The sequence below is a fragment of the Faecalicatena faecalis genome (assembly GCF_012524165.2).
GTDB lineage: Bacteria > Bacillota > Clostridia > Lachnospirales > Lachnospiraceae > Faecalicatena_A > Faecalicatena_A faecalis.
On sequence record NZ_JABACJ020000015.1, the window covers coordinates 98,738 to 111,913 of the forward strand.

The 13,176-nt window shown below is 45.1% G+C and carries 13 protein-coding genes, 2 tRNA genes and 1 rRNA gene; all 16 read left to right on the plus strand.

Going from position 1 to position 13,176, the window contains the following annotated elements:
* Positions 1-119: 119 nt before the first annotated feature.
* Positions 120-548 carry a 50S ribosomal protein L13 gene (gene rplM, locus HGO97_RS15230; protein WP_216243356.1) on the plus strand — a complete coding sequence of 143 codons (429 nt, stop codon included), beginning with the start codon at positions 120-122 and terminating at the stop codon, positions 546-548.
* A 26-nt stretch (positions 549-574) separates the two neighbouring features.
* Complete coding sequence (gene rpsI / locus HGO97_RS15235; protein WP_216243358.1) at positions 575-967, plus strand: 30S ribosomal protein S9; 393 nt, start codon at positions 575-577, stop codon at positions 965-967.
* Positions 968-1,068: 101 nt separating this feature from the next.
* On the plus strand, positions 1,069-2,214 hold the full coding sequence (locus tag HGO97_RS15240) for a Gfo/Idh/MocA family protein (RefSeq protein ID WP_216243360.1): 1,146 nt from the start codon (positions 1,069-1,071) through the stop codon (positions 2,212-2,214).
* 64 nt (positions 2,215-2,278) lie between these two features.
* Positions 2,279-3,685 carry a hypothetical protein gene (locus tag HGO97_RS15245; protein WP_216243362.1) on the plus strand — a complete coding sequence of 469 codons (1,407 nt, stop codon included), beginning with the start codon at positions 2,279-2,281 and terminating at the stop codon, positions 3,683-3,685.
* Between the two features lie 52 nt (positions 3,686-3,737).
* Positions 3,738-5,063, plus strand: coding sequence for a hemolysin family protein (locus HGO97_RS15250; RefSeq protein ID WP_216243364.1), 1,326 nt, complete (start codon positions 3,738-3,740; stop codon positions 5,061-5,063).
* A gap of 113 nt (positions 5,064-5,176) precedes the next feature.
* Positions 5,177-5,890 (plus strand): IMP cyclohydrolase, encoded by a 714-nt coding sequence (locus tag HGO97_RS15255; protein WP_216243366.1) that lies wholly within the window; start codon positions 5,177-5,179, stop codon positions 5,888-5,890.
* Between the two features lie 24 nt (positions 5,891-5,914).
* Positions 5,915-7,093, plus strand: a complete 1,179-nt coding sequence (locus HGO97_RS15260) for a phosphoribosylaminoimidazolecarboxamide formyltransferase (protein WP_216243368.1) — start codon at positions 5,915-5,917, stop codon at positions 7,091-7,093.
* A gap of 24 nt (positions 7,094-7,117) precedes the next feature.
* Positions 7,118-7,546, plus strand: coding sequence for a tRNA (adenosine(37)-N6)-threonylcarbamoyltransferase complex ATPase subunit type 1 TsaE (tsaE, locus tag HGO97_RS15265; RefSeq protein WP_216243375.1), 429 nt, complete (start codon positions 7,118-7,120; stop codon positions 7,544-7,546).
* A gap of 124 nt (positions 7,547-7,670) precedes the next feature.
* Positions 7,671-8,855, plus strand: coding sequence for a tRNA (adenosine(37)-N6)-threonylcarbamoyltransferase complex dimerization subunit type 1 TsaB (gene tsaB / locus HGO97_RS15270; protein WP_216243377.1), 1,185 nt, complete (start codon positions 7,671-7,673; stop codon positions 8,853-8,855).
* Between the two features lie 171 nt (positions 8,856-9,026).
* Positions 9,027-9,260, plus strand: coding sequence for a hypothetical protein (locus tag HGO97_RS15275; protein WP_216243380.1), 234 nt, complete (start codon positions 9,027-9,029; stop codon positions 9,258-9,260).
* Between the two features lies 1 nt (position 9,261).
* Positions 9,262-10,167, plus strand: a complete 906-nt coding sequence (locus HGO97_RS15280; protein ID WP_216243382.1) for a ribonuclease Z — start codon at positions 9,262-9,264, stop codon at positions 10,165-10,167.
* 71 nt (positions 10,168-10,238) lie between these two features.
* Entirely contained in the window at positions 10,239-11,267 is a 1,029-nt protein-coding gene (tsaD, locus tag HGO97_RS15285; RefSeq protein WP_216243389.1) for a tRNA (adenosine(37)-N6)-threonylcarbamoyltransferase complex transferase subunit TsaD, read from the plus strand.
* A 99-nt stretch (positions 11,268-11,366) separates the two neighbouring features.
* Complete coding sequence (gene ispD, locus HGO97_RS15290) at positions 11,367-12,068, plus strand: 2-C-methyl-D-erythritol 4-phosphate cytidylyltransferase (RefSeq protein ID WP_216243391.1); 702 nt, start codon at positions 11,367-11,369, stop codon at positions 12,066-12,068.
* Between the two features lie 110 nt (positions 12,069-12,178).
* Positions 12,179-12,264 (plus strand) — tRNA-Ser (locus HGO97_RS15295).
* 183 nt (positions 12,265-12,447) lie between these two features.
* Positions 12,448-12,537: transfer RNA gene (locus tag HGO97_RS15300), tRNA-Ser, on the plus strand.
* 421 nt (positions 12,538-12,958) lie between these two features.
* A 16S ribosomal RNA gene (locus HGO97_RS15305) occupies positions 12,959-13,176 on the plus strand; the annotation flags it as partial.

Here is a 13,176-nt window from a genome sequence, read left to right on the forward strand (position 1 = left end):
GTGCGCTGATTTCATATAAAAGCAATGAGACCCGAAGGGCGGAAGAGATGTCCGGCGGGAAGGTTTGCAGCAGGTCTGCAGATGAAGGTATATGAAGATTATTTATAGGAGGAACACCCATGAAAACTTATATGGCTAACCCAGACAAGATTGAAAGAAAATGGTATGTGGTTGATGCTGAAGGATGTACATTAGGACGTCTTGCTTCAGAAGTAGCAAAAGTATTAAGAGGTAAAAACAAACCAGAATTTACACCACATGTTGATACAGGTGACTACGTAGTAGTTGTAAATGCAGAGAAGATTAACGTAACAGGTAAGAAGTTACAGCAGAAAGTTTACTACAATCACTCTGATTTTGTAGGTGGAATGAGAGAGACTACATTAGCAGAGATGATGGCTAAGAAGCCAGAGAAGGTAGTTGAATTAGCAGTTAAAGGAATGCTTCCAAAAGGACCTTTGGGAAGACAGATGCTGACAAAGCTTCACGTATACGCTGGACCAGAGCATGCACAGCAGGCTCAGAAACCAGAAGTATTAACATTTTAAGGAAAGGTTGAAAGGAGGACATTACTGTGGCTAACGCAAAATATTACGGAACAGGAAGAAGAAAAAAATCTATCGCAAGAGTATATCTTGTACCTGGAACAGGTAAAATCACTATAAATAAAAGAGACATCGACGAGTATTTAGGACTGGAGACACTGAAAGTTGTTGTTCGCCAGCCACTCGTAGCAACTGGTACAATTGATAAATTTGATGTATTGGTCAACGTACACGGCGGTGGATATACAGGACAGGCTGGAGCAATCCGTCACGGAATTTCAAGAGCACTTCTTGAAGCAGACGCAGAGTACAGACCAGTTCTGAAATCAGCAGGATACTTAACACGTGATCCACGTATGAAAGAACGTAAGAAATACGGTCTCAAAGCAGCTCGTAGAGCACCGCAGTTCAGCAAGCGTTAATAAGAAGCATTATAAGAGAATGAATAGAACCCTTGGAAACTTTGTGTTTTCAAGGGTTTTTAGTATATGAATTAAGCAGAAAAATAGTAGGAGGTATACCAGTGCTGCGGATAGGAATAGCCGGAATCGGTTACATAGCGGAAACATACATTAAACTGCAGGCGGAACGGAAGATCAAAGGCTGTGTGATTTGTGCCATATGCAGCAGAAACAGGGAGCACATGCAGGAAGTACAGTCCGGATACAAACTGGACAATGCAGAGTTGTACACGGACTATGGGGTGATGCTGGATAGCGGTCGCATTGATGCAGTCCTGATCTGCACGCCCCATCGGATGCATATTAAAATGGCGAGGGAAGCTCTGGACAGAGGGATTCACGCTCTGGTAGAGAAACCAGTGGGCGTGTGTATCGATGAGGGGGAAGAACTTCTGCATACGGTACATTTACATCCGGAACTGACTGCAGGAGTACTTTACTGCCGAAGAACAAGTAAAGCGTATGGAGAGCTCCGGCGGATGATATCTGGGGGAGAATTAGGCGCTATTAAGAGGGTCAATTGGCTGATAACGAATCTTTACCGTACACAGGCGTATCACAGTTCCCAGGCTTGGAAGGGGACATGGAAAGGCGAAGGCGGCGGACTTCTGTTGACCCAGGTGTCTCACCAGATGGATCTGCTTGTCTGGCTTATGGGAATGCCAGGGCAGGTGCAGGGCTTTTGCGGTTATGGTATAGAGAGAGAAATTGAAGTTGAGAATGAGGTATTATTGCAAATGTGGTATCCAGGGAATACTACTGTACAGTTCATAGCCTCTTCCAGAGAATTCCCAGGTACGAACCGTATAGAAATCAGCGGGAGTAAGGGGCAGGTGATTTTGGAAAATGATAGAGATATGAGGTACCGGAAATTGACACTGGATGAGCGGGAGTATTCCAGAACGACAGATGAGGTATATGGAAGTATACCATATGTGGAGGAAACTAAGAGGTTCGATGATGCGGACAATTCGGTACAACAGGCTGCAATTGTAAATAATTTCATTCAAGCGGTACAGGGCAGGGAAAATGTGCTGTGTCCTGTGGAGGAAGCGTTAAAGTCCTTGGAACTGATCAATGGTGCCTATCTGTCATCGTGGCGTGAGCAGGCGGTCCGGTTTCCGTTGAATTCAAGAGAATATAAAGAAGAATGGGAGAAGCGCTGCAATGAAAAAGAGGGTAATGATAAGCAATGCCACAATCGTTAATGCGTTTGCAACCCCGGCAGAAATGAACCAGTTCGCGATTGGAAGACAGTAGGAGGTATACCAGATGTTATTTGCAATGTTTTTTATATTTCTTGATTTGTTTATGGTAGGTATTGCATATGCGGTCTACGGCAGCAACAAAAAATACAAGCAAGGGATGCTTCTGGGAGTGCACATTCCCTCCTATGCGGTGGAAGAGCCGGAGGTTGTCGCTATATTAGAGAAGCATAAGCGCTTTACAAAGCGGTTCTACATTTGGAACTTTATTGTTTCTACTGGAATCTGTTTTCTGTCTTTGTGGCACTTTTCTATTTTTTTGATAATATGGTGTTTGTGGCTGGGAGAATTTTTCGGCGGGGCTATGCTTGTCCTATTTTATTCCCACCGAAAACTATATGATTTCAAAGTGAAAAAAGGGTGGTATGGGGCGTCTGACAGCAAGATTATTGTAGTTGATACAAAAGTCAGCACCTCCAGTAATAAGCCTCCTTTTCCAATTTGGTGGCATCTTCCAGCCGTCATATCAGGGCTGGGAGTATGTATGCTGCCGTCTGTGCTGGAATTTTTGAACAAGGAATATGAATCGTGGATTTTTGTCCTGATTTTTATAATGATGGAGGGAATGTTTATAATGCTCCATATGTGTACTAATCGGACGCGGAATAAGATCTACAGCAGTGACATGGAGATAAATAAGCGGGTCGACCAGGTGGTGAAGAGAATCTATTCGGGAATCTGGCTCATCAGCGGTTACTGCAATTGGAGTTCCTTTTTGGCGTTGGTATATCTTTCTGACAAACAGAAGTGGATCGGTGGTTGGGGAACTGCAGCATATATCGGCCTTCAGACACTCGCAGGCCTGAGTATATTGCTGGGGATTTTTTATCTTGGTTATAAAAAGAAAGAGATTCTGGATCAGGATACGAAGCCATTATATGTAGATGACGATATTTATTGGAAGAATGGATGGTATAGTAATCCAAATGATAAACGGATGTGGGTGCAGGACTGGGTCTGTGACATGAATTACACGACCAATATGGCGAGCAGAGGGGGAAAGATATTTACCTTTGGCATATTGGGAGTGGTAGCTGGCATATTAATCGTCATGTGCGCTATGTTTCTGAAGGTGGATTTTACTCCGGTGTATTTAAAGGTGGATCAAGCCCAGGCTGCTGTTATAGCACCAATGTACGGAGTCGAGATCGAACCAGATGAAATTAAAAGCGTAGAGGTGATAGAAAAACTTCCTGATGATTCTGTCACTAAGACAAATGGCTTTGCGGATGACAAGCAGCTTCTTGGTAAGTTTCGCGGTAAAGAAATGGGGCACTTTAGAGCATACATTTATAAAGGGTATTCCCCTGTCCTGAAAATTGAACTTACGGACACGATAATCTACATCAACAGTAAGGATTCTGGCGATGTTAAGATATGGTATAGAGAACTCAATACCCTCTTGCACAAATAATTGCTTCATGCTATACTCCTTCTAAAAACATTTTAGGAGGAGTATTTTTATTATGGATTCAGACCCTGACGGGAACACGATTTTGTTTCAATTGTTACTCTTATTATTTTTCACTTTAATGAACGCATTTTTTGCCGGAGCCGAGATGGCGGTGGTCTCTGTGAACAAGAACAGGATCCGCAGCATGGCGGAGGAAGGCAACAAAAAGGCGGTCGTAATCCAGAGCCTCTTTGAGGATTCTACGAAGTTTCTTTCCACGATCCAGGTAGCGATTACATTTGCAGGATTTTACTCCAGTGCATCTGCGGCAGCGGGAATAGCACCGGCGCTTGCAGGCTGGCTTGAAAGCCTTCATGTGCCATACAGCATGGCGATAGCAAGGAATGGCGTGACCCTGCTTTTAATGTTCTTCAACCTTGTATTCGGTGAGCTTGTGCCGAAGAGGATTGCGCTGCAGAAGGCAGAGGCGTTCTGTATGCTTACGGTGATGCCGATCCATTATATTTCAAAGGTGCTTTCGCCTTTTATCAAGATGCTTTCTGTTTCAACAAAAGGCGTATTGAAGCTCTTGCGGATGAAGACAGAAGATCAGGAAGAGGCTGTGACTGAGGAAGAAATCAAGGCTCTTTTGAAAATGGGAAATGAGAATGGTACTTTTGAGGATGAAGAGCGTGAAATGATTAATTCTGTCTTCTCTTTTGATGACAGGAGCGCAAGGGAAGTGATGGTTCCGAGGCGTGATGTCTATGTTCTGGATGTGGAGGAACCTTTTGCCACTCTGGCAGATGAAATTCTGGAGTCCAGACATTCCAGAATCCCGGTCTATGAAGGGAATATTGATAATATCATCGGTATTCTGCATATCAAGGATGTCATGATTGAAGCAAGAAAAAATGGCTGGGATCAGATGGATATCCGAAAACTCGTAAGAAAGCCATTTTTTGTTCCGGATACTAAGGATGCGGACGAACTATTCCGTGAACTTCAGAGGCTGCGCAGACATATGGCTGTGCTGGTGGATGAGTATGGCGGGTTTTCAGGTATCGTTACCGTGGAAGACTTGGTGGAGGAAATCATGGGTGAGATCAGCGAGGAGTACGAGGAAGTTATCCAGGATATTGTGATGCTGGGAGAGAATGAATATCTGCTTGACGGTGGCGCTCTGGTGGATGATATCAACGAAGAGATGGGATTAAAGCTTCAGACAGAAAATTATGATACCTTGTCCGGCTATCTGATTGAACAACTGGGGTTCATCCCTGAGAAGGGGAGTCATCAGAAGATAGAGTCAGATGGAGTCGAGTTTATCATAGAAGAGGTGAAGGGCAACCGGATCAATAAGGTGAAGGCGTGCCTTACAGGGCATAAGACGCCTTGAAACTATGCTGGTAAACGAAAAAACTTCGCTTAGTTATTGAACTTACGCCTGTTCGCAGTTATAATAAAGCTGTATATCAGAAAAATTCATGGAAGACAAAGGAGAGCCATCTTATGAAAATGTTATCAATCGAACAAGAATTAAAGGGCAACTCTTATCCTGGAAGAGGGATTATCATCGGGAAGAGTGCAGACGGCAAAAAGGCTGTGACCGCTTATTTTATCATGGGCCGCAGTGAGAACAGCCGTAACCGGATTTTTGTGGAGGATGGAGAAGGAATCAGAACACAGGCATTTGATGAGTCAAAACTGACAGACCCGAGCCTGATTATCTATGCACCTGTACGTGTATTGGGCAACAAGACGATCGTGACGAACGGAGACCAGACCGATACTATTTACGAAGGTATGGATAAGCAGATGACATTTGAACAGAGCTTACGCTCAAGAGAATTTGAGCCGGATGGTCCTAACTATACACCACGTATCTCAGGAATCATGCATCTTGAGAATGGGAACTACAATTATGCGATGTCGATCTTAAAGAGCAACAATGGAAACCCGGAGAGCTGCAACCGCTATACATTTGCATACGAGAATCCGGCAGCAGGCGAGGGACATTTTATCCATACATACATGTGTGATGGAAATCCACTGCCGAGCTTTGAGGGAGAACCGAAGCTGATTTCAGTACTGGATGACATCGAAGAGTTTACGTCCCTGTTATGGAACAGCCTGAACGAGGACAATAAGGTCTCTCTGTTTGTGCGCTATATTGATATCGAGACAGGTAAGTATGACACTAAGATTGTGAACAAGAACCAATAAGAACCCATAAGGAGCGAAGGACAAATGAATGAATTAGAATTGAAATACGGCTGTAACCCGAATCAGAAGCCATCCAGAATCTATATGGAGGATGGCAGCGACCTGCCGATCAAGGTATTATGCGGACGTCCGGGATATATCAACTTCCTGGATGCTTTCAATGGCTGGCAGTTAGTGAGTGAATTAAAGAAAGCGACCGGGCTTCCGGCTGCGACCTCTTTTAAGCATGTATCTCCTGCAGGGGCAGCAGTGGGCCTTCCGCTCAGTGAGACACTGGCGAAGATCTACTGGGTAGATGACTTAGGAGAGCTTTCACCGCTGGCCTGTGCTTATGCAAGGGCGAGAGGCGCTGATAGAATGTCCTCTTTTGGAGATTTCATTTCCTTGTCAGATGTCTGTGACGTGGACACGGCAAGGCTGATCAAGAGAGAGGTATCGGATGGTGTGATCGCTCCGGGATACGAGCCAGAGGCACTTGAGATATTAAAGCAGAAGAAAAATGGCAATTATAATGTGATCCAGATTGATCCGGATTATGTTCCAGCTCCGTTAGAGCGCAAGGAAGTATTTGGAATTACATTTGAGCAGGGAAGAAATGAGCTTAAGATCGATGAGAAATTTTTTGCTAATGTAGTAACAGATAATAAAGAAATTCCAGAATCTGCAAAGGTAGACCTTGCAATTGCAATGATCACTTTGAAGTATACCCAGTCCAACTCTGTCTGCTATGTAAAGGATGGACAGGCAATCGGTATCGGCGCAGGACAGCAGTCCCGTATCCACTGTACCAGACTGGCCGGACAGAAGGCTGATAACTGGTGGCTCCGTCAGTGCCCGAAGGTTCTGGAGCTGCCATTTAAGGATGATATCAGACGTGCTGACAGGGACAATGCAATCGATCTCTATATTGGGGATGAGTACATGGATGTTCTTGCGGATGGCGTATGGGAGAATACATTTAAGACCAAACCGGAAGTTTTCACAAGAGAAGAAAAACGCACATGGCTCGATAAGCTCACAGATGTGGCTCTCGGATCTGATGCATTCTTCCCATTTGGAGATAACATTGAGCGCGCCCATAAGAGCGGCGTGAAGTATGTGGCACAGCCGGGCGGATCGGTCAGAGATGACAATGTCATCGATGCGTGCAACAAGTATCAGATGGCTATGGCATTTACAGGACTGCGTCTGTTCCACCACTAAGACAGACTGGAAAGAGGATGCAATATGGTACAGGAAACAAGAAGCCCCGAGCAGACATTTGAGATCGGCTTTCGGCTTGGCAGGAAAGCAAGACCGGGACAGGTCTATACCCTGACCGGTGATCTTGGAGTGGGGAAGACTGTATTTACACAGGGCTTTGCGAAAGGGCTTGGGATAGAAGAGCCTGTCAGCAGTCCGACATTTACAATTGTGCAGGTATATGAAGAGGGGCGTCTGCCGTTCTATCATTTTGATGTCTACCGCATCGGTGATGTGGAGGAGATGGATGAGATCGGATACGAAGACTATGTCATGGGTGAGGGGGTATGCCTGATTGAGTGGGCCAACCTCATCGAAGAGATTCTGCCTCAGAAGCGGACGGAGATCGTGATTGAGAAAGATCTGGACCAGGGATTCGAATTTCGGAGAATTACAATAGAAGAACTGCCATAAGAGAAGTCTGCCGGTGCTTAAAAAGACGCCGGCAGATTCGTGTGGAGTGATTTGTGGGGGTCAGTGAGGTGCTGGCCCCTTTATACCTAAATATGCAGAAGCATGGATGGAGAGGATATAGAATATGCGTGTTTTAGCAATCGATAGTTCCGGCCTGACAGCCACGGTCGCCGTGGTGGAAGAGGAGCGGACAATCGCAGAATATACCATTGATTATAAGAAGACCCATTCTCAGACCTTGCTGCCGATGATCGACGAGGTAGCAAGAATGATTGAGCTGGATCTCTCAACGATAGATGCAATCGCCGTAGCCGGCGGACCAGGCTCTTTTACTGGTCTTCGAATCGGATCGGCAACAGCGAAAGGATTGGGGCTGGCACTTGGCAAGCCGCTGATCCATATACCGACGGTAGATGGGCTTGCGTACCAGGTATACGGATGTGAGGATATTATCTGTCCGATCATGGATGCCAGAAGAAGCCAGGTCTATACAGGTCTTTATACATTTTCGACAAAAGCAGGAGTAAAAGAGGGTACAAGGCAGGTAGATCCTGTCTTTCAGGTGATGCGGATGCAGATGGCTGTGTCCATCGATGATTTGATCCGCCGTCTGAATGCATATGGAAGGCCTGTGGTGTTCCTTGGCGATGGCGTGCCTGTTTATAAAGATACCATCGATAAATACATCCAGGTACCATATTCTTTTGCACCGTCCTATATGAATCGACAGAGAGCAGCGGCAGTAGGGGCTCTGGGTATCAAGTATTTGAAAGCAGGAAAATTTGAAAGTGCGATGGAGCATCAGCCAGACTATCTGCGGGTATCTCAGGCAGAACGTGAGCGGGCCGAGCGAGAAAAGAAGGCAGAGATTATCTGCCGGACGCTGCGTGTAGAAGATGCTGCCGCCATTGCAGAGCTGGAAAGACAGACTTTTTCGGATGCATGGAGTGAAAAAGGGGTATTGGATACAATCAAGCTGAGGAATACCATCTGTGTAGCAGCAGAAAAAGCGGGAAGAATCATAGGATATCTTATGGCTTACGATGCGGCAGGTGAGGCAGAAATTGCCCGCATTGCGGTGGATAAGGACGTAAGAAGGCAGGGGGTCGGCAGTCTTCTTATGCTGGAGCTGGAGAACATCTGTGAAGAAAGAAAGATTAAGAAACTGCTTCTGGATGTAAGAGAGAGCAACATGGATGCACGATCCTTCTATGAGGAGGATGGCTTCACAGAGGATGGAATACGACAGAAGTTCTATGTCGACCCGGAAGAAGATGCGGTGCTCATGAGCAGGGAGCTTGGAAGATAGCCAGGGGTGTGCAAATCTGGATGTACAAACTGTTTTTTGACAGGAAATCCAAGTCTTTTATGGAAAACGTCCATTAATTGAGGAAGCACTTCCCACTAGGAACAGGACTAGAAAGCCGATATAATAAAGGCGTAACAAAAGTGAAATGCACACAGCACAGGAGGAATTTGTATGCGCCAGTATCAGATAAAAGAAGTAAAAGAAGTAAGTAAGATTGTTTGTAATCAATGCGGAAAAGAAATACCGGTTGTGAATGGACGGGCAGAAGAAGGTGTATTTAGTGTGGATTACACATGGGGATATTTTTCTGAAAAGGATGGCGAGAGGCACTCGTTCGACCTGTGTGAGTCCTGCTATGACCGATTGCTCGCGTCTTTTCAAGTGCCGGCAGAAATAGAGGGATAATATGTTAGATGTATGTTTACTGGGAAGCGGTGGAATGATGCCGCTGCCTTATCGGTGGCTGACTGCCCTGATGACAAGATTCAACGGCAGCAGTCTGCTGATAGATTGCGGAGAGGGAACACAGATAGCAATCAAGGAAAAAGGGTGGAGTTTCAAGCCGATTGATGTGATCTGTTTTACACATTATCATGGGGACCATATCAGCGGACTTCCGGGACTGCTCCTTACCATGGGCAATGCAGACCGCCGGGAACCCCTTACCCTAATCGGGCCAAAAGGTCTTGAGCGGGTCGTGAATTCTCTTCGGGTGATCGCACCTGAACTGCCATTTCCAATTCAATGCGTGGAAATTGAAGGTGCACGCCAGACGTTTGAATTGAATGGGTATCGTTTAAAGGCTTTCAAGGTGAACCACAATGTTTTATGCTATGGTTATACATTGGAGATTGACCGTGCTGGAAAGTTTGATGTAGAAAAAGCAAAAGAGCAGGGGATTCCGCAGCAGTATTGGAGTCGTCTGCAAAAAGGTGATTCTATAGAGGCCGAGGGTAAAGTATTGACTCCAGACATGGTGCTCGGTCCGCCAAGAAAAGGGATTAAACTGACCTATACAACAGATACGAGACCGGTGGATTCTATCCGGGAAAATGCAGAGGGCTCTGATCTGTTCATCTGTGAAGGAATGTATGGTGAAAAAGAAAAGGCGGCTAAGGCAGTGGAGTATAAGCACATGACATTTTACGAGGCGGCCCAGCTTGCAAAGGATGCACAGGTGAAAGAAATGTGGTTGACCCATTACAGCCCGTCCCTGACCAGGCCGGAGGAATATATGGAGGATGTAAGGAAGATTTTTCCGGCAGCAAAACCAGGAAGAGACAGGATGTCTGTAGAGCTGACGTTTGAGTAAGCAATTAGCATTTTGGCAAATCTGTAGTGAATGGTCCGAATCATTTTAAACAGTGTGAGCAGAGGTGGATTATGAAAGAACTGAGAAGTATAAATATACTGGCAATCGAGAGTTCCTGTGATGAGACAGCCGCAGCGGTTGTGAACAACGGGAGGGAGGTCCGGTCAAATGTGATCTCTTCGCAGATTGAGCTGCACAAATTATATGGTGGTGTAGTGCCGGAGATTGCATCAAGAAAACATATCGAGAAGATTAATCAAGTAATAGAGGAAGCTCTTAAGGAAGCAGGCGTGACTCTGGATGATATTGACGCTGTCGGCGTTACCTATGGACCAGGACTCGTAGGCGCACTACTTGTTGGCGTGGCAGAAGCGAAGGCAATTGCATATGCGAGGAAGCTGCCGCTTGTGGGAGTGCATCATATCGAGGGACATATTTCAGCAAATTATATTGAGCACCCGGAATTAGAACCTCCATTTTTATGCTTGGTCGTATCAGGAGGCCATACTCATTTGGTTTGTGTAAAGGATTATGGTAAATATGAAATCCTGGGGAGAACTAGAGATGATGCTGCAGGAGAGGCTTATGACAAAGTGGCCCGTGCGATTGGATTAGGGTATCCAGGTGGGCCTAAAATAGACCGTCTTGCAAAAGAGGGAAATGCAGAAGCTATTAAATTCCCAAAGGCACATATAGAGGGTGCGCCTTATGATTTCAGTTTCAGCGGTCTGAAATCTGCTGTGCTTAATTATATCAATGGCTGTCAGATGAAAGGTGAGTCTTATAATCCGGCGGATATTGCAGCATCTTTCCAAAAGGCGGTCGTAGATGTATTGGTAGAGAAGTCGATGGCTGCTGTAGAAGAGTATGGGATGAATAAGTTTGCCATTGCTGGAGGCGTCGCATCCAATAGTGCGCTTCGGGAAGGCATGAAAAAGGCATGTGAGGAGAAGGGAATCGCGTTTTACTATCCGTCTCCGATTTATTGTACAGATAATGCGGCCATGATCGGGGCAGCAGCTTATTATGAATATCTTGCAGGAACACGACATGGATGGGATTTGAATGCGGTTCCGAATCTGAAACTGGGTGAGCGCTAGAGGAGAAACTGGTGATGGCAGGCCCTGGATTAGCATACGAAGCAGGCTTGCATGGAACTTTGCAGTGGGAAAGAGAAAAGGTCATAGAGGAGGAATTGTATGGGAAAAGCATATTGTACGGCCATTGTACTGGCGGCCGGCCAGGGAAAACGCATGGGGACAAAAGTACACAAGCAGTATTTGGAGCTTGCCGGGAGACCGATTCTATACTATTCACTGAAGGCTTTTGAGGAATCCGCCGTGATCGATGAAATCCTTTTGATTACTGGTGCAGGAGAAGAGGATTACTGCCGTCGTGAAATTGTAGACAAATATAAAATCACGAAAGTGAGCAGAATCCTGCAAGGAGGAGCAGAACGTTATCATTCAGTGTGGAATGGTGTGCAGGAGCTAAAGGAGGATGGATATGTATTCATTCATGATGGGGCGCGCCCTTTTGTGGATGAGGAGATTATCTCCCGAGCTTTCCAAGAGGTTCAGGTTCACAAGGCTTGTGTGGTCGGTATGCCGGTCAAAGATACAATCAAGGTAGCGGACAAGAATGAGTTTGTGGAAAAGACTCCGAATCGGAGCAGCTTGTGGATGGTGCAGACGCCCCAGGTTTTTGAAAATCATATTGTCAGAGGTGCATATTCTATGCTGATGCGGGAATCCTATATCAATGTAACGGATGACGCGATGGTGGTTGAGCAGATGTTGAAATATCCAATCAAGCTGGTTTATGGGTCTTACGAGAATATAAAAATCACAACACCGGAAGACTTGGAAATAGCAGAAGTTCTGGTTAAAAGAAAAAAATAAAAAAATTGGAAAAAAGTTGTTGACAGATATTTCATATATATGCTAAAATAAACATCGTCGCGAAAGCAGACAAGATAATTGAAATTATCTGCTTATCAGACAGATAAGATGGAGAGGTATCGAAGTGGTCATAACGAGGCGGTCTTGAAAACCGTTTGTCCGCAAGGGCGCGTGGGTTCGAATCCCACCCTCTCCGTTAAGGAACTCAAGTGAGAGTTCCTTTTTTCTTCCTTTATCTTCCAGGAAGCGATAGCTGGATATTTGTGGCAGAATGTCTTAAAATTAAGGCGAAACCTGTAAAAGCGAAGAAAAATAAAAAAAACAAAAAAAGTACTGGACAAACAGTGCTGTATCGTGTATATTAAATACCGGACGTTTTGGAGAAGTACCCAAGCTGGCCGAAGGGGCTCCCCTGGAAAGGGAGTAGGTCGTTAGTAGCGGCGCGAGGGTTCAAATCCCTCCTTCTCCGTTTGTCTTACGGACGACGAAAGTGATTTCGACATCAGTGAGATAAGATATCAAATCTTGTTGAGAAAAATGGAAAAACATGTAAAAAAGTTTTTTGAAAGTCTTGACAAACGAATTGATAAATGTTAGTATGTTTAAGCTGACTCGCAAGAGATAAGCGAAAAACAGCAAAAAACAAAAAAAAAAGTTCTTGACAGAGTAAAAGCGATGTGGTAATATATAGAGGTTACTGCTTTGGGAGCAAGAACAAAGAACCTTGATAATTAAACAATAGACAACAAACCCTTGAAAATTTCTTATAGAGAAAATTTTTAAGAACAGCATCATTTATGATGCACCCATCACCAAGAGAAATCTTGATGATAAGAACAGTAAAAGGGATAGAATTAGCTAGTAGCGATTCTTGAACTGGAACAAACACTTTTAACGAGAGTTTGATCCTGGCTCAGGATGAACGCTGGCGGCGTGCTTAACACATGCAAGTCGAGCGAAGCACTTTACTTTGATTTCTTCGGAATGAAGAGTGATTTGACTGAGCGGCGGACGGGTGAGTAACGCGTGGGTAACCTGCCTCATACAGGGGGATAACAGTTAGAAATGGCTGCTAATACCGCATAAGACCACGGTACCGCATGGTACA

Coding starts and splice junctions, on each gene's coding strand:
- rplM (WP_216243356.1), top strand. CDS start 120: ATGAAAACTTATATGGCTAACCCAGACAAGATTGAAAGAAAATGGTAT.
- HGO97_RS15245 (WP_216243362.1), top strand. CDS start 2,279: ATGTTATTTGCAATGTTTTTTATATTTCTTGATTTGTTTATGGTAGGT.
- HGO97_RS15250 (WP_216243364.1), top strand. CDS start 3,738: ATGGATTCAGACCCTGACGGGAACACGATTTTGTTTCAATTGTTACTC.
- HGO97_RS15255 (WP_216243366.1), top strand. CDS start 5,177: ATGAAAATGTTATCAATCGAACAAGAATTAAAGGGCAACTCTTATCCT.
- HGO97_RS15260 (WP_216243368.1), top strand. CDS start 5,915: ATGAATGAATTAGAATTGAAATACGGCTGTAACCCGAATCAGAAGCCA.
- tsaE (WP_216243375.1), top strand. CDS start 7,118: ATGGTACAGGAAACAAGAAGCCCCGAGCAGACATTTGAGATCGGCTTT.
- tsaB (WP_216243377.1), top strand. CDS start 7,671: ATGCGTGTTTTAGCAATCGATAGTTCCGGCCTGACAGCCACGGTCGCC.
- HGO97_RS15275 (WP_216243380.1), top strand. CDS start 9,027: ATGCGCCAGTATCAGATAAAAGAAGTAAAAGAAGTAAGTAAGATTGTT.
- HGO97_RS15280 (WP_216243382.1), top strand. CDS start 9,262: ATGTTAGATGTATGTTTACTGGGAAGCGGTGGAATGATGCCGCTGCCT.
- tsaD (WP_216243389.1), top strand. CDS start 10,239: ATGAAAGAACTGAGAAGTATAAATATACTGGCAATCGAGAGTTCCTGT.
- ispD (WP_216243391.1), top strand. CDS start 11,367: ATGGGAAAAGCATATTGTACGGCCATTGTACTGGCGGCCGGCCAGGGA.